Source organism: Phyllobacterium sp. CCNWLW109 (assembly GCF_037203905.1).
GTDB classification, from domain to species: Bacteria; Pseudomonadota; Alphaproteobacteria; order Rhizobiales; family Rhizobiaceae; genus Phyllobacterium; species Phyllobacterium ifriqiyense.
Genome location: NZ_JBBCBK010000003.1, coordinates 276,136 through 291,948, shown reverse-complemented (window position 1 = coordinate 291,948; position 15,813 = coordinate 276,136). Strand labels below are relative to the sequence as shown.

The window sequence follows — 15,813 nt, the reverse complement described above, 5'->3', positions numbered from 1 at the left end:
TTTCTTATAATCAGGTCATTGATATCGGATAATTCCCACAGCCATTGGGATACCCACGATTCATGCCTATTCGTTCCAACCAGCTATCTGTCTTTCCAGCCTTCTTCCGTGTTCGGAACGAGGTGCTTGTGGTTATAGGCAATGGGGAAGAGGCCTTGAACAAGGCCCGCCTTCTGACACAAACCAGTGCCACCATCCGCATAGTCGCTGCCGAACCGGAACCAGAACTTGTCGCCTTTTTGCGGAGCGGCAATTGCGACCATATTGTAGAAAAATTTGCTCCCAAGCATTTGACCGGCGCAAAGCTGGTCTTTGTCGCCACTGGCGATGAGGGTCAGGATATTGCCATTGCCGATGAAGCGCGCCGCCAGAATATTCCTGTTAATGTCGTTGACCGTCCTGATCTGTGTGACTTCTACACACCTGCCATTGTCAATCGCGCGCCTATCGCCATTGCCATAGGCTCTGAGGGTACGGGCCCTGTACTGACCCAGCTCATCCGTGCGCGCATTGATGCGGCTTTCTCCCCGCGTCTCGGGGATCTGGCCCGTCTCGCCAATGCCTACCGGCCTGCCGTTGAACGACTGGTGAAAAAGGGACTGTCGCGGCGCATTTTCTGGCGCTCATTCTTTTCGGGCGATGTAGCAAGCAATGTTTATAAGAATGATCTGATCGGAGCCCATGACGCTGCCGCAAATCTGCTCGAAAATCAGGGTTCTCCCAAAGGCTATGTCTGGTTGGTTGGGGCGGGTCCGGGCGTTGAGGATTTGCTGACCTTGCGTGCGCACCGCGTCCTGATGGAAGCTGATGTGATTGTTTATGATGCGCTGGTGCCGGAGGCTGTTGTTGCCATGGGCCGCCGCGATGCCACGAGACTGTCTGTGGGCAAGCGCAAGGGTTGCCATTCCAAGGGCCAAAGCGAGATCAATGATCTTCTTGTAACGCTTGGCCGCGAAGGCAAGCGCGTCGTTCGATTGAAATCTGGTGATCCGCTGGTTTATGGACGTGCTGGCGAAGAAATGGCCGCTTTGCGCGATGCCGGTATCTCCTTTGAGATTGTCCCTGGTATTACATCTGCCTTCGCTGCCGCAGCAGATATGCAGCTTCCGCTCACATTGCGCGGCGTTGCATCCTCGCTGGTCTTTACCACTGGCCACGATATGACGGGCGATATACTGCCGGATTGGGCACGCCTGGCTATTTCCGGTGCAACCATCGCCGTTTATATGGGCCGAAGTGTTGCCGCTTCCGTTGCCAATCGCCTGATTGAGGCTGGCCTTCATGCGGATACCGGCGTTGCTGTGATTGAAAATGCCGGACGTGCGGAACGTCGCATGTTCCACGGGACATTGAAAGATCTGCCAGCACTTGAACAGCGCAGCGATCTGGAAGGGCCGGTCATGGTTGTTATTGGCGATGCTGTCGCCGGTGCCGCCATTCATCTGGCAGAACCGCTTTCTGCAACGAAGACAAAGTTTGAAGATTTCGTGGCTGAGCGCCACATGGCAGCGCAAGCTGTCTGAACCGCAAGGATGATGATCATGAGTGTCAAAGTTTTAACAGCGAACCGCCTGACCGATGGCGAAGCAGTTTGGCTTGGTGCCAATGGTGAGTGGCTCGACCATATTGATGGTGCCCTTGTCGCACGTCATGCCGAGGCTGTGGCAGCGCTTGAGGAAGCCGGTAAAGCCGCGATAAAGTCCAATCTCGTCATCGACGTTAATGTCATTGATGTTGAGGAACGCGGTACAAACCTATATCCGCTACGCCTGCGCGAACGTATCCGCCAGCTCGGCCCGACAATCCGTCTTGATCTTGGCAAGCAAGCCGAGAAAACCAGCGCCAACGCCGCCTAATTTCTGAAGGTCCGCATAGAATGTATCGTTACGATGAGTTTGATCACGCGTTTGTCTCTGCCCGCGTCGAGCAGTTCAAGGATCAGGTTGAGCGGCGTCTTGCTGGCGAGCTGACTGAAGAGCAGTTCCGCCCGCTGCGTTTGATGAATGGTGTCTATCTTCAGCTGCATGCCTATATGCTGCGTGTTGCGATCCCCTATGGCACATTGTCAGGTCGGCAGATGCATAAATTGGCGCATATTGCGCGCCGTTATGATCGCGGTTATGGCCATTTCACCACACGACAGAATATCCAGTATAATTGGCCGGCTTTGAGCGATATGCCAGCGGTGCTTGATGAATTGGCCTCTGTCGAAATGCATGCTTTGCAGACATCGGGCAATTGCATCCGCAATGTCACAGCCGATCATTTTGCCGGTGCCGCCGCTGATGAAGTTGCCGATCCGCGTCCCTATGCGGAGATTCTTCGTCAATGGTCGTCAATGCATCCGGAATTTTCCTATCTGCCGCGTAAGTTCAAGATCGCAGTCACTGGTGCTGATCGGGATCGCGCAGCCATTCAGGTCCATGATATCGGGCTTCATCTGAAGAAGAATGAAGCCGGCGAACTCGGCTTTGCGGTCTATATTGGCGGCGGTCAGGGCCGCACGCCGATGGTAGCCAAGAAGATCAGGGACTTCCTGCCAATTGAGGATTTGCTGACCTACACGACTGCAATCGTGCGTGTGTATAATCTGCATGGCCGCCGCGATAACAAATACAAGGCACGTATTAAAATCCTAGTGCATGAAACCGGCACCGAGGAAATTACCCGTCAGGTCGAGGCTGAATGGCAGGCAATCAAGGATACCGACTTGAAGATGCCGCAGCAGGATGTCGATGCCATCGACAATTATTTCCGTATGCCAAACCTGCCGCAGCGTCCCGAAGGCTGGTCGCAGCTTGCGATCTCGCGTAAGGCCGATCCTTCCTTTGCGCGCTGGGTCGATCAAAATGTAACGCCGCACAAGAATCCGGACTACGGGGTCGTCACAATCTCCTTGAAGCCGATTGGTGGTATTCCAGGTGACGCAACAGACGCGCAGATGGATCTGGTGGCAGATATCGCCGAGAAGTTCTCGAATGATGAGATCCGCGTCAGCCATGAACAGAATCTCGTTCTGCCGCACGTCGCCATTGCTGATCTGCGCATTGTTTATGATCTGCTGCTGACCGATGGCCTAGCAACAGCCAATGCCGGACTGATCACGGATATCATCGCTTGCCCCGGCCTTGATTATTGCGCTTTGGCCAATGCCCGTTCCATTCCGGTGGCACAGCGCATTTCAGAGCGTTTCGGCCAGCCGGAACGTCAGGCGGATATTGGTGAACTCAAGATCAAGATTTCCGGTTGCATCAATGCCTGCGGCCATCACCATGTCGGCCATATCGGTATTCTCGGCGTCGAGAAGAAGGGCGAAGAGCTTTATCAGATTTCGCTCGGTGGCTCCGGTGATGAGATTTGCACGATTGGCGATATTACCGGTCGCGGCTTCTCTTCCGAAGAAATCGTCGATGCGGTGGAAACCATAGTTGACCGCTATCTTCAGGTGCGGACGGACAAGGAAGAAAACTTCCTTGCAACCTATCGCCGTCTGGGCGCTGCACCGTTCAAGGACGCGCTTTATAACGAGACTGCAAATGCTGCTTGAGACAAATGAACGTACCGTGGCGGACGAAGCGCGCGCGCTTCAGGCCCGCTATGGGAATCTCGAACCGGCCGATATTATCGAGCTGGCGATAGATCATTTGTTCAATGAAGAAATTGCTGTCGTGTCATCATTTGGCGCCGAATCTTCGGTGCTTCTGCACCTGATCGCGCAGGTGGATCGTGCTACGCCGGTTCTATTTCTGGAAACGGGCAAACATTTTCCGGCAACCTTGCGTTATCGTGACGAGCTTGTTGGCGAATTGGGCATGACAGATGTTCATGACATTCATCCCTTGCAGCAGACGCTCAAGGATGAGGATCCCTATGGCGCCATGTCGATGACCAATAAGGATCGCTGCTGCTATATCCGTAAAGTGGAGCCGATGGCCCGGGCCGTTGCTCCTTATCGCGCATGGATGACCGGTCGCAAACAGTTTCAGGCATCGACGCGTAATGCATTACCCGTGTTTGAATCGGTGGGTGAGCGTATTCGCATCAACCCGCTGGCCCAATGGACATCGGCTGATCTGCAAAACTATATGGTCGCGCACCACTTGCCTGCGCATCCGCTGGTGGCAGAAGGCTATCGTTCGATCGGCTGCATGCCCTGCACGCAGCCGGTGAAAGAAGGTGAAGATGCGCGTTCCGGTCGGTGGGCTGGAAGCGACAAAACAGAATGCGGTATCCACCTGACGGGACTTACCGATCAATTGAGCAATATTTCCCTGACGGATTCGAGCCTATGAGTGACATTTCTGAAAGCGTAGCTGGTGAACTTTGGGGTCGCGAAGGATTTCGTGAAGATCCTTACATTGCCGCTGAGACACTCGAAGAAACAGGTGATGCGCCGGCTGTAATTCTTCCTCTGGCTGCATGGCTGGGCCTGGATGAGAGCATCCGCAACAATACTAACCGCAAGATCGGGGTATCGGTCGCGCCGGGCGAAAGCATCGACCCTCTTCTGCCATTGCTGGATACAATACCGCTTATTGCGCTGCAGTTTCCGGCTTTCAACGATGGCCGCTCTTATTCGAAGGCGGACATTTTGAAAAACCAACATCAGTTCAAGGGAGAGCTGCGTGCGGTGGGCGATGTACTGATCGATCAGGTCGCCTACATGTTGCGTACCGGTTTCGATACGATGAAGGTTACACATGTCGTAACGCTGACACGCCTTGCGGAGCACAATCTGCATGATGCACCCGGCTATTATCAGCCCGGTAGAGGTTCGCACACCGTACCGGGCGCCTATAGCTGGCGCCGGGTTCCGGGCGCCTGAAACAATAAAATTCAATTCGGTTTGTTGGAAAGCACTTATATGTCAGAACTTATTGAAACAGATGTCGTTATCGTCGGTGCCGGTCCTGTTGGCCTCTTTGCCGTATTCGAGCTTGGCCTTTTGGACCTGCGCGCCCATGTCATCGATATTCTTGATCGTCCGGGCGGCCAATGCGCCGAACTCTATCCGGAAAAGCCGATTTATGACATTCCGGGTCTGCCGGAAGTGACAGGGCAGGATCTGACCGATAATCTGCTGAAGCAAATTGCGCCGTTCGATCCGCAGTTCCATTTTTCGACGATGGTGACCGCGCTCACACGTTTGGAGGATGGCCGGTTCCGTGTGGAAACCGATGCGGATGAAGTTTTCCTGACCAAGGTCATTGTCATCGCAGCCGGTGGCGGTTCGTTCCAGCCCAAGCGTCCTCCTGTGCCAGAAATCGAACATTATGAAGGCGTCAGCGTTCACTATGCCGTTCGCAAGATCGAGGCTTTCCGCGGCCATGACGTTGTCATTGTTGGCGGTGGCGATTCTGCGCTTGATTGGACATTAAATCTTGAGCCCGTTGCCAAGTCCGTCACGCTGGTGCATCGCCGCCCGGAATTCCGTGCCGCTCCCGACAGTGTCAACAAGATGTGGGCGCTTGAAAAAGAAGGCCGTGTAAAATTCCGCATGGGGCAACTTGGTAGCCTTGAGGGCGCGGATGGCCAGATATCAAAGGTGCTGCTGAAGGGCGGCGAAGCCGGCGAAGAAATTATCGAGGCCAGCCGTTTGCTGCCATTTTTTGGCCTGACAATGAAGCTAGGTCCAATCGCAGATTGGGGTTTGAACCTCGACCAAAACCTGATTGCGGTCGATACGGAGAAGTTCGAGACATCGGAGCCCGGTATTTTCGCGATTGGCGACATCAATACCTATCCGGGAAAGCTGAAGCTTATCCTGTCAGGTTTCCATGAGGCGGCTTTGATGTCCCATGCAGCAAAACGGATCGTGGCCCCTGGCGAACGTATCGTTTTCCAGTATACGACGTCCTCAACATCCCTCCAGAAGAAACTGAAAGCAGCTTGAGTGTCTGATTCTCTTTACATCCACGTCACCGATCAGAAGGGCGAACGTCATACGCTGGAGGCCTTGGAGGGCTTCCGTGTCATGGAAGTCATTCGGGATTGGGGCCTCGACATCAAGGCGGAATGCGGCGGCGCTGCTGCTTGCGGCACCTGCCATTGCTATGTCGAGGAGGAATGGACTGAGAAGCTTTTTGCCCCGCTGGATGAAGAAATCGATCAGCTCGACGTGACATTTCACGTCGAGGAGAACTCCCGCCTCTCATGCCAGCTGATCATGACGGAAGAACTGAATGGCCTGGAGATTACTCTCGCTCCAGGCACTCAGAAGGACAGCGTTGCAGCCTGATTTATGGCAGCGTTGCTATGCGGGTGGTCAAAAGCTCGAAGAAGCCATCAGAATCCACCTTCCGAATGTAAAAAGCATTCTTCGGGCGGTCAGTAATCCCCCACCAGTCAACCACCGTCATGCCGAACGTCAATTCGTTAGCTGCATCCACTTCGACATTGCAGTGACGCCCCGTATAGAGCTCCGGCTTGAGCAAATAGGCGATCACATTGGGATCATGCAAAGGTCCGCCATCGCTGCCATATTTTTCTTCGTCGAAACGTTCAAAAAACTCAAGCAGGGCGACTGATGCGTCGCCGCATCTGGTGCCCAAAGCGCGGAACCGATCGATGCGTTTGGCAGTGGTCAGGGCCTGGTGTGTCACATCCAACGGCAGAATTACAATTGGAACGCCTGACTGCAACACGATTTGCGCAGCCTGTGGGTCGACATAGATATTGAACTCGGCAGTCGGCGTTATGTTGCCACCCTCAAAAAAGCCACCGCCCATCAGGACGATTTCCTTGATCCTCGGTGCAAGTTCTGGCGCGCGCAACAGAACATGGGCGATATTGGTAAGTGGTCCAAGCACGCAAAGCGTGACAGTTCCCGCCGGTTCACTGAGTAAAGTCTCGATAATGAAATCGACCGCATGCTGATCCTGCAAAGGCATGGACGGTTCAGGCAGGTCGGGACCATCGAGGCCGGTCTTGCCGTGAACATGTTCGGCCGTGATCAAGGGGCGCATCAACGGACGATCCGCACCGGCAAAGACACGCGTATCGGAGCGCCCGGCCAATTCGGAGATTTTACGCGCATTCACTTCGGTCAAGGCAAGCGGCACATTGCCGGCAACGGCTGTAATACCCAGCACATCCAGTTCCGGGCTGGCAAAAGCCAAAAGAATCGCGAGAGCGTCGTCCTGCCCCGGATCTGTATCGATTATGATTTTACGTGCCATTTGTCGGTTTCTCTCATCTATATGCCGCACTCTCTTGAAGTCTCAAGGTCGATAGACCATATCTGAGTACAGGAGCGAAATGCTGTTGAATTACGGGTTTTGCTTTAGGTCGCTTTACTAAAGGACTGCTTGGATGACACGAATGACACCTTTTTCAAGCCCATTGCTGCTTGGATTCGATTCGATGGAAAAGACGTTGGAGCGTATCGCCAAATCCGGCGACGGCTACCCGCCATATAATATCGAGCGTATCCGTTGCAATAACGATCGTGAGCAGTTGCGTATTATTCTCGCCGTGGCGGGATTTTCCAGCGACGATCTCGAAGTTACCACTGAAGATAACCAGCTGATTATTCGCGGTCGCCAGACCGATGAAGAAACGCGCGAATATTTGCATCGCGGCATCGCGGCCCGCCAGTTCCAGCGCATATTTGTTCTTGCCGATGGAATGCGGGTCAGCAATGCCACTTTGAAGAATGGGCTACTGTCGATCGACCTCGACCGGCCGGAACCTGAACGATTGGTCAAGCGCATCAATATTGCGGTCGAAGACTGATCAGGGCTCTAACAGGACAGGGCTCACCAGAGACTGTCCAAATAAGGAGGCTATAATGCAAACGAATCCTTTTACCGAACTTGAATTCTCCCGTCTCGGCGCCGGTCAGGTAGCTTATCTGCGCAAGGTAAAGACCGATGATCTCGCCACCAGCTTTCCGGCTCTTCCGCCGATGGCGCCTGGTGTTGAGCTTTGGGCGCTCTTTGCAGCCAATGGAGATCCTATTGTGCTTTCCGATGAACGCGAAAACGTTCTTGTCGGCGCGCAGGAGCATGAATTGCGCACGGTGATGCTGCAGTAATTGTAAAAGCAAGCTCAGGAAAAGTGGGCGCCGGTTTCCTAGCCCAGCTTGCAAAGCCAATCGATCGCGTGGGTCAGACTTTTACGGTCTGCTCCACGCGATCTTCCGCGCCAAAAATCTCCAGATATCGTTTTATTTCCGCAGGCTCGCCAGTGGCTTTCTTGGGATTATCCGAAAGCTTTACAGCCGGGCGGCCATTGGCGTAGCTGACTTTGCACACCAGCGAAATCGCATTTAACTGGTCGTTGAACCGTGGCGCACAATCTTCGAAATCATTGGTGAGATTGGTGCCCCAGCCGAAGCTCATACGCACTTTCCCATCGAAGTGGCGATAGGTTTCCTCAATCGTATCGACGTCAAGCCCATCGGAAAACACCAGCAATTTTTCGCGCGGGTCCTTACCCTTGGCTTTCCACCAAGCAAGGATTTTCTCGCCGCCTTCAATGGGCGGCGCGCTATCGGGTCGAAAGCCCGTCCAGTCTGCAACCCAATCCGGCGCATCGCGCAGAAACGCCGCTGTACCGAAGGCGTCGGGAAGTACTATCAAAAGATTACCGCCATAATAGCGGTTCCAGTCCTGAAGCACCTTATAGGGCGATGCCAGGAGTTCTTCTTTGGTTTTACTCAGTGCTGCCAGAACCATCGGTAGTTCGTGAGCGTTTGTTCCAAGCGCTTCCAGATCATTATCCATCGCCATCAACACATTACTCGTGCCGGTAAATGAAGCGCCAATGCCTTCCTTCAATGCTTCAACACACCAGCGCTGCCACAGAAATGAGTGGCGGCGTCGGGTGCCGAAATCGGAAATTCTGATGTCGGGGAGAGCTTGCAAGCGCTCGACCTTAGTCCACATTTTGGCCTTCGCACGGGCATAAAGCACATCAAGCTCAAACCGCCCCAAACGCTTCATCGCTGCGCGGGAGCGCAATTCGTTGATGATTGTAAGCGCGGGAATTTCCCACATGGTGGTGTACATCCACGGCCCGTGAAAATTGAGTTCATATTGGCCATCGCGCTTGATCAGCTCATATTCGGGTAGTTGGAAATTTGCCAGCCAACTTAGGAAATCCGGCTCGAATATCTGGCGCTTGCCGTAGAACGTGTTACCGCCGAGCCAGATCATCTCTTTCTTTGTGAAACGCACTTCCCGCGCGTGATCAAGCTGTTCGCGTAATTCCTGCTCGTCAATCTCGTCACTCAGCCGCACTTTAGTGGTGCGGTTGATGAGCGTGAAGGTGGCATCCACTTTGGGATAAACGCCCCAAATCATCTGAAGCATCAGGAGTTTGTAAAAATCCGTGTCGAGCAGGCTGCGGACGATGGGGTCCAATTTCCACGTATGGTTGAAAACACGCCGCGCTATATCGGTTTTGGTCGCCATCGAATGCTATCCTTACGAATATGTCGCCCGCCATGTTGCACGGCAGACCCCACTCATCAAGAAGAGCGACGGAGAAACTTCATTTCACGGGCAAAGTTGATTTGGACCGTTCAATTAAATCTTTGTAATCTCACCGATTTGTCATTAACGGCGACATCAAAGCGCTTTATTCTCTGCAACAGATAGAGTTGCTCTCTGCGGATCGCAGACGCACTTGACGAAAGTATTCGCTGGCTCCTTACCGGAACCGGCCTTGGAGTGTTGGATGAAGGCCTGGAAACAAATTCTGATTGCCATATTGGTTCTGGTTGGTGCTGGAGCTGGCTGGTTGTATTTTTCCCCAGGTTCCAATGAGCTGTTAAAGAAGGCCGGAGTTGTTCCGCCCTCCAATGTAACCGCCGAAACCGCAGCAGGCTCCGGCAGGCGGGGTGGCGGACAGAGTTTGCCGCTTGTCGTTGTGAAAACGGCAACTGAAGCCAAGATCAATGACCGGCTTTCAGCAATCGGTACCGGAAAAGCCAAAAGCTCCGTTTCAGTTACACCATTTGCAGCCGGCAGAATGACGGAATTGCTTGTCCAGTCCGGGTCAAAAGTCATGGCCGGTGACGTCATCGCCAAGCTTGATTCAGAAGCTGAGACGATTATTGCGGAAAAGGCTAGAAGTGCGCTCAAAGATGCGCAAAACAAGCTGAAGCGCGCTGAAAACCTCAGTACAACCAATACGGTGTCAGCCGTTCAGGTCTCTGATGCCGAACTTGCGGTGGAGAACGCGGCATTGGATTTGCGCGAGGCAGAACTGGCCTTGGACCGGCGCGATATCAAGGCGCCCATCAGCGGCATAATCGGTATTCTACCTGTCAATGCGGGCAATTATATTACCGTTTCTACGCAGGTCGCTACGATTGACGACCGCTCAGAAGTTCTTGTCGACTTCTGGGTTCCGGAGCGTTTTGCGCCGTTGATTGCCGTTGGCGCTCCCGTATCTGCGAACTCAATTGCGCGCACCGGCGAAACATTTCAAGGCTCGGTAAGCGCGATCGACAGCAGGGTTGATCCCGCCAGCCGTACTCTGCACGTGCAGGCACGCATCACCAATCCGAAAGATACGCTACGCGAAGGCATGGCTTTCCAGATATCCATTGCATTCCCGGGCGACATTTATGCTGCGGTGGACCCACTCTCGATCCAGTGGGGCACTGACGGTGCCTATGTCTGGAAGATTGCAGACGACAAAGCTAGCCGCGTTCCGGTTCGTATTGTCCAGCGCAATGCCGCCAATGTTCTGGTTGATGCGAATATTAAGCTGGGCGACGCGATTGTTACCGAAGGTGTCCAGTCGGTCCGCGAAGGTGGCACCGTTCACATTAAAGGGCAACCTGCGCCCAAACAAAACAGCGAAGAAGGTCCTCTCGCCTCCGCCGGCAAAGCTGGCTGAGGATGTCATGACAAAACAGAACGACAATCTCGATACAAGTTTTACCGCCCTTTTCATCCGCCGTCCCGTCATGGCGCTGGTGCTCAATGCCTTGATCGTGGTGGCTGGTTTGGCCGCCTATTATGGCGTTGACGTCCGCGAGCTTCCCGATGTGGACAGGCCGGTGGTCACCGTCTCCACAATATTTGAATCGGCTGCCGCCGAAACAGTTGACCGGGAACTGACCTCTGCAATCGAAGGCGCCGTGTCACGTGTCTCCGGTGTTAAATCCATCTCCTCGAGTTCTTCGTTTGGTAGCAGCCGCGTCACCGTCGAATTCAATGATGGCGTTGATCTGAACGTTGCCGCTGCCGACATGCGCGACGCCATCAGCCGTATCACCAACACGCTGCCCGAACAGGCCGATCCTCCGCAGATCGTCAAGGCGGATGCGAATTCCGATGCAGTTATGCGGCTTGCTGTTACGTCCGATACGATGGCGGTTGAGGATATGACAGTGCTGGTCGAAGATCAGATCGAAGATGTACTGGCCTCTGTCCCCGGCGTTGCCGATGTGCAAATCAACGGCGATCGCAACAAGATTTTCCGGATCGATATCGATCAGGGCAAGCTTGCAAGCCTTGGCATGAACGTCGCCGACATCCGCAATGCGCTGACGACCATGGCGTTTGATACTCCGGCAGGCCAGCTGAACAGCAATGACCAAAGCATTGTTGTGCGGGCGACCGCACCCGTTACCACGCCTGAAGAGTTCGAAAACATCATCATCAAAGGCCGCACGAAAATACGTGACGTTGCCACGGTGACACTTGGCCCCGACATTGGCACGTCAAGTTTGCGTGCCAATGGCAAGACCGGTATCGGCCTTGGTATTATCCGCCAGGCACAGTCCAATACGCTGGATATTTCGACAGGTGTCCGCGCTGCAGTCGCTCAGCTTCAGCAGACCTTGCCGGAAGGTGTTGATATTCGCGTTACCAGCGATGATGCAGATTTCATCAACGGCGCTGTCCATGAGGTGGAAATAGCGCTGGGCGTTTCGGTTATCATCATTATCGCCATCATCTACCTGTTCCTGTGGGACATCAGGGCGACTTTGATTCCGGCGGTCAGCATGCCGGTTGCACTGATCGGCACAATATCGGCGATCTATCTGGCAGGTTTTTCCATCAATATTCTTACGCTTTTGGCTCTGGTTCTGGCGACAGGTCTTGTGGTGGATGATGCGATTGTCGTGCTGGAAAATATTGTCCGCCGCCGTAATCAGGGCATGGGCCCACGCGCCGCTGCTGTTCTTGGCACGCAGGAAGTGTTCTTCGCGGTCATCGCGACAACGGTCACATTGGCGGCGGTGTTTGTGCCATTGTCGTTCCTTCCCGGCCAGACAGGCGGTCTGTTTCGCGAATTCGGCTTTGTTCTGGCCATCTGCGTGCTTCTCTCGGCGGTCGTGGCGCTTACGCTGTGTCCCATGCTCGCATCCCGTCTGCTGAGCGCGAGCGAGGCAAGTCATCATGAAGTTGCCCATGCACCGGGTGTGGTTGGCCGTATGGGCAATCGCTTTGGCGGCTGGTACAAATGGTTGCTGCATGCCTGTCTTGCTGCGCCCTGGATCGTGGTCATCGTGTCGATCCTTTTTGCCGGTGCCGCCTTTGGTGCATTCTCCCTGCTCAAACAGGAGCTGACGCCGACAGAAGATCGTGCGGCGACCTTCCTGCGCATAACGGCGCCCCAAGGTGTCAGTCTCGAATATCTCAATGATGAGATGCGCCAGATCGAAACATTGATCCAGCCTTTGCGTGATTCGGGAGAAATCGAGAATACGTTCTCCATTGCCGGGCAGAATGGCAACACCAATCGCGGCTTCATGGTGCTCAGCCTTGCCAAATGGAATGAGCGTACAAGGACGCAGCAAGAGATCGTGGCCGATGTTTCCAAGCGTGTGCGCGCAGTGCCGGGCATTCAGGTTTTTGCCTCGCAACCCAATTCGCTCGGTATTCGCGGCGCAGGCAACGGTCTCCAGTTTGCTGTCGTGGGCACCAGCTACGCCGAATTGGGCACGACTGCCGCCAAGATCGTTTCCGAACTGGAAAAAGATCCAAGATTTGACAGGCCGCGTCTGACTAATGAACCAACCCAGCCGCAATTGGCTGTTACGATAGACCGCGAACGGGCCTCGGATCTGGGCATAGACATCACAGGTCTGGCACAAGCATTGCAGTCGGTACTGGACGGCTACAAGATCGGTTCCGTATACATCGAGGATCGCAGCTTCGACGTCAAACTCGTCTCCACCACTGATCCGATCAATGATCCAACCGATCTGGAAAATGTGTTCTTGCGAACCCAGGATGGCCGCTTTGTACCGATGTCGACGATTGCGCGACTGACGGAAGTCGCTGTGCCGCCCGCACTGACCCGTGAACAGCAAATGCGATCCGTAGCCATCACGGCAAGTCTGTCGCCTTCTTTCGCCCTTGGCGATGCCTATGCGCAGGCGCAGGCAATTGCCGAGCCATTGCTGCCAGCTGGATATCGTCTCATTCCTCTGGCCGAAGCTGCCACACTTGGCGAAAATTCCTCAAGCATGATCATCACATTTGGCTTCGCCATCCTGATCATCCTTCTGGTGCTCGCCGCCCAGTTCGAAAGCTTCATCAGCGCTGTGATCGTTATGGCCACAGTTCCGCTTGGGCTTGCCTGCGCGGTGTTTGCCATGGTGATCACCGGGACCAGCATGAACGTCTATAGTCAGATCGGCCTGGTGCTGCTTGTCGGTATCATGGCAAAGAATGGTATTCTTATCGTCGAGTTTGCCAACCATCTGCGTGATCAGGGCCGCAATGTCCGGCAAGCCATTGAGGAAGCGGCAACGATCCGCCTTCGCCCCGTTGTCATGACAATGCTCTGCGCGATTCTTGGCGGTGTCCCGCTGGTTCTCGCCAGTGGTGCCGGCGCGGAAGCCCGTATTGCGCTCGGTTGGGTCATCGTCGGTGGTCTTGGTCTGGCTACAGCCTCAACGCTGTTTCTCACACCAGTCGCTTATCTTCTTCTGGCGGGATTCTCCAAGCCAAAGGCCGAGGAAGAGGCAAGGCTCCAGCGTGAATTGCTGCAGGTCAGTACAAAAGCACAACTCCCTGCCGAGTAAATATTTCGTCCAGTGCCCACAAACTTTAACTCTGACTGCAGGATGGCGTTGTGCGTGGTTCGACGGGCTCACCATGAGGAATGTGTTGCTCGCAAGATAGTCGCTAGCTCGCCGAGCCTGGCTCCTTAACATATATTATCTTCCTCATGGTGAGCTTGTCGAACCACGCACAGTAGGAGTGTAGTGAGACCGACAACACCCTCATAAGAATATGATTCTTGACCATTTGATAAAAAATTTGACCTTTTGTAAAAATATGCCATTCTTTCCATAACGGAGCCGGACGAACCGGCTCATCTGCAAATGGCTGTGATCCACGGGAACCGGACGCTGCCACAGATATGGGAGATGCCATTTCATGGGATCGATGGATTCAGGAATCCGTGACGTCAGGGCTGGCCGGCTCGCGGGCAGTGAGTATAGCGAGGTCTTTTCCGATCTGCATCCGCCGCTTTCGCGGCATGAGGCTTTCGTTGAGTCTGACCGTTGCTACTTCTGCTACGATGCGCCTTGCATGAATGCCTGTCCTACGGGGATAGACATTCCGCTTTTCATTCGCGAGATCGCCGCGGGAAATCCCACCGGATCGGCCAAGACCATCCTGAGCGAGAATATTCTTGGTGGTATGTGCGCCCGCGTATGTCCGACAGAGACCCTTTGCGAGCAGGCCTGTGTGCGTGAAGCGGCCGAAGGAAAGCCTGTAAAGATCGGCCTGCTGCAGCGTTACGCAACAGACTACCTGATGGAAAACGGCCAGCACCCTTTCACCCGCGCGGCTCCTACCGGCAAGTCTGTGGCAGTGGTCGGCGCAGGTCCGGCAGGGCTTTCTGCCGCTCATCGTCTGGCCATGCATGGCCATGATGTGACGATTTTCGAGGCCCGCTCAAAGGCTGGCGGCCTCAATGAATATGGTATCGCCGCCTATAAGAGCGTCGATGATTTCGCCCAGAAAGAACTGGATTTTATTCTGGAGATTGGCGGTATCACCATTCAGAACGACAAGGCACTTGGCAGGGATATCAGCCTTGATGCGTTGCGTGCCGGTTTTGATGCTGTTTTCCTTGGAGTGGGTTTGCCGGGTGTCAATGAGCTTGGCCTTGATGGCGAGGATGCGGCAGGCTGCATCGACGCTGTGGACTACATTTCCGTTCTGCGTCAGAGCAACGACCTTTCGGAAATCGCCGTTGGACGGGATGTCGTCGTCATCGGTGGTGGCATGACTGCTATCGATGTTGCAGTCCAGACGAAGCTGCTCGGCGCGGAGAACGTCATCATTGCCTACAGACGCGGTCCGGAAAGCATGAATGCCAGCGAGTTCGAACAGGAACTTGCATTGAAGAATGGCGTGATTATCCGCCATTGGCTGCAGCCGCGCGCATTGACACGCAATGAACGTGGCGAGGTTTGCGGCATCACCCTCGACTACACAACCATGAATGATGGCAGGCTGGAAACAACCGGCGAAAGCGTCACATTGGCCAGCGATCAGATTTTCAAGGCGATCGGCCAAATGCCCGCGGAAAAAATTCTTGCCGAAGCAGGTATGGCGCTTTCACGTGGCCGTATCAGTGTCGATGAGGAGCGCCGTACATCAATTCCAGGAATTTGGGCGGGCGGCGACTGTATTGCCGGCGGTCAGGATCTGACTGTAGCGGGCGTGCAGGATGGCAAGCTTGCAGCTGAGTCGATTCATCGCGCTTTATCGATGCAGCCGGAAAAAGTCAGTGGGTTTGCCGAGGCAGTCATTGCCGGTAATTCCGAACCCGCGACCGCATCTGCGCAACACACTGCCAATCCAGGCCACATTAGCGGCTAAA

At 54.4% G+C, this 15,813-nt stretch carries 14 protein-coding genes; 12 read left to right on the top strand and 2 right to left on the bottom strand.

Going from position 1 to position 15,813, the window contains the following annotated elements:
- Positions 1–62: 62 nt before the first annotated feature.
- From cysG to V9K92_RS11875, 7 genes are read left to right on the top strand one after another with little or no spacing between them, the layout of a single operon-like run.
- Positions 63–1,523: a siroheme synthase CysG gene (gene cysG, locus V9K92_RS11905; protein WP_337354073.1), complete on the top strand. Its 1,461-nt coding sequence runs from the start codon at positions 63–65 to the stop codon at positions 1,521–1,523.
- Positions 1,524–1,541: 18 nt separating this feature from the next.
- The gene (locus V9K92_RS11900; protein WP_115054809.1) at positions 1,542–1,856 is read left to right on the top strand and encodes a DUF2849 domain-containing protein; all 315 of its coding nucleotides are present in this window, start codon (positions 1,542–1,544) and stop codon (positions 1,854–1,856) included.
- 20 nt (positions 1,857–1,876) lie between these two features.
- On the top strand, positions 1,877–3,547 hold the full coding sequence (locus V9K92_RS11895) for a nitrite/sulfite reductase (RefSeq protein WP_115054627.1): 1,671 nt from the start codon (positions 1,877–1,879) through the stop codon (positions 3,545–3,547).
- Positions 3,537–4,292: a phosphoadenylyl-sulfate reductase gene (locus V9K92_RS11890; RefSeq protein ID WP_115054628.1), complete on the top strand. Its 756-nt coding sequence runs from the start codon at positions 3,537–3,539 to the stop codon at positions 4,290–4,292. The genes V9K92_RS11895 and V9K92_RS11890 overlap by 11 nt, the downstream gene beginning before the upstream one ends.
- A 5-nt stretch (positions 4,293–4,297) precedes the next feature.
- On the top strand, positions 4,298–4,825 hold the full coding sequence (locus V9K92_RS11885; RefSeq protein WP_443094470.1) for a DUF934 domain-containing protein: 528 nt from the start codon (positions 4,298–4,300) through the stop codon (positions 4,823–4,825).
- A 39-nt stretch (positions 4,826–4,864) separates the two neighbouring features.
- Positions 4,865–5,893, top strand: a complete 1,029-nt coding sequence (locus V9K92_RS11880; protein ID WP_307281838.1) for an NAD(P)/FAD-dependent oxidoreductase — start codon at positions 4,865–4,867, stop codon at positions 5,891–5,893.
- Entirely contained in the window at positions 5,894–6,238 is a 345-nt protein-coding gene (locus tag V9K92_RS11875; protein WP_307281840.1) for a 2Fe-2S iron-sulfur cluster-binding protein, read from the top strand.
- Position 6,239: 1 nt separating this feature from the next.
- On the opposite strand, the gene V9K92_RS11870 is transcribed toward V9K92_RS11875, so the two are convergent.
- Positions 6,240–7,178, bottom strand: coding sequence for a nucleoside hydrolase (locus V9K92_RS11870; protein WP_337354071.1), 939 nt, complete (start codon positions 7,176–7,178; stop codon positions 6,240–6,242).
- 133 nt (positions 7,179–7,311) lie between these two features.
- On the opposite strand from V9K92_RS11870, the gene V9K92_RS11865 reads away from it, so the two are divergent.
- Together V9K92_RS11865 and V9K92_RS11860 are read left to right on the top strand one after the other, a co-directional pair.
- Positions 7,312–7,734 carry an Hsp20 family protein gene (locus tag V9K92_RS11865; RefSeq protein WP_115054633.1) on the top strand — a complete coding sequence of 141 codons (423 nt, stop codon included), beginning with the start codon at positions 7,312–7,314 and terminating at the stop codon, positions 7,732–7,734.
- Positions 7,735–7,789: 55 nt separating this feature from the next.
- On the top strand, positions 7,790–8,035 hold the full coding sequence (locus V9K92_RS11860) for a DUF1150 family protein (protein WP_115054634.1): 246 nt from the start codon (positions 7,790–7,792) through the stop codon (positions 8,033–8,035).
- A 73-nt stretch (positions 8,036–8,108) separates the two neighbouring features.
- Here V9K92_RS11860 and pncB read toward each other — a convergent pair whose 3' ends face one another.
- Positions 8,109–9,416 (bottom strand): nicotinate phosphoribosyltransferase, encoded by a 1,308-nt coding sequence (gene pncB / locus V9K92_RS11855; RefSeq protein WP_115054635.1) that lies wholly within the window; start codon positions 9,414–9,416, stop codon positions 8,109–8,111.
- A 265-nt stretch (positions 9,417–9,681) separates the two neighbouring features.
- Here pncB and V9K92_RS11850 point away from each other — a divergent pair, with 265 nt between their 5' ends.
- From V9K92_RS11850 to V9K92_RS11840, 3 genes are all read left to right on the top strand, one after another.
- On the top strand, positions 9,682–10,851 hold the full coding sequence (locus tag V9K92_RS11850) for an efflux RND transporter periplasmic adaptor subunit (protein WP_337354070.1): 1,170 nt from the start codon (positions 9,682–9,684) through the stop codon (positions 10,849–10,851).
- Between the two features lie 7 nt (positions 10,852–10,858).
- A complete protein-coding gene (locus V9K92_RS11845) occupies positions 10,859–13,996 on the top strand; it encodes an efflux RND transporter permease subunit (RefSeq protein ID WP_115054637.1) in 3,138 nt (1,045 codons plus the stop codon).
- Positions 13,997–14,354: 358 nt separating this feature from the next.
- Positions 14,355–15,812, top strand: coding sequence for an NAD(P)-dependent oxidoreductase (locus tag V9K92_RS11840; protein ID WP_337354069.1), 1,458 nt, complete (start codon positions 14,355–14,357; stop codon positions 15,810–15,812).
- Position 15,813: the final 1 nt, after the last annotated feature.

What these genes read in the sequence shown, in the direction of transcription:
- cysG (WP_337354073.1), top strand. Translation starts at nt 63, where the DNA reads ATGCCTATTCGTTCCAACCAGCTATCTGTCTTTCCAGCCTTCTTCCGT.
- V9K92_RS11900 (WP_115054809.1), top strand. Translation starts at nt 1,542, where the DNA reads ATGAGTGTCAAAGTTTTAACAGCGAACCGCCTGACCGATGGCGAAGCA.
- V9K92_RS11895 (WP_115054627.1), top strand. Translation starts at nt 1,877, where the DNA reads ATGTATCGTTACGATGAGTTTGATCACGCGTTTGTCTCTGCCCGCGTC.
- V9K92_RS11890 (WP_115054628.1), top strand. Translation starts at nt 3,537, where the DNA reads ATGCTGCTTGAGACAAATGAACGTACCGTGGCGGACGAAGCGCGCGCG.
- V9K92_RS11880 (WP_307281838.1), top strand. Translation starts at nt 4,865, where the DNA reads ATGTCAGAACTTATTGAAACAGATGTCGTTATCGTCGGTGCCGGTCCT.
- V9K92_RS11870 (WP_337354071.1), bottom strand. Translation starts at nt 7,178, where the DNA reads ATGGCACGTAAAATCATAATCGATACAGATCCGGGGCAGGACGACGCT.
- V9K92_RS11865 (WP_115054633.1), top strand. Translation starts at nt 7,312, where the DNA reads ATGACACGAATGACACCTTTTTCAAGCCCATTGCTGCTTGGATTCGAT.
- V9K92_RS11860 (WP_115054634.1), top strand. Translation starts at nt 7,790, where the DNA reads ATGCAAACGAATCCTTTTACCGAACTTGAATTCTCCCGTCTCGGCGCC.
- pncB (WP_115054635.1), bottom strand. Translation starts at nt 9,416, where the DNA reads ATGGCGACCAAAACCGATATAGCGCGGCGTGTTTTCAACCATACGTGG.
- V9K92_RS11850 (WP_337354070.1), top strand. Translation starts at nt 9,682, where the DNA reads ATGAAGGCCTGGAAACAAATTCTGATTGCCATATTGGTTCTGGTTGGT.
- V9K92_RS11845 (WP_115054637.1), top strand. Translation starts at nt 10,859, where the DNA reads ATGACAAAACAGAACGACAATCTCGATACAAGTTTTACCGCCCTTTTC.
- V9K92_RS11840 (WP_337354069.1), top strand. Translation starts at nt 14,355, where the DNA reads ATGGGATCGATGGATTCAGGAATCCGTGACGTCAGGGCTGGCCGGCTC.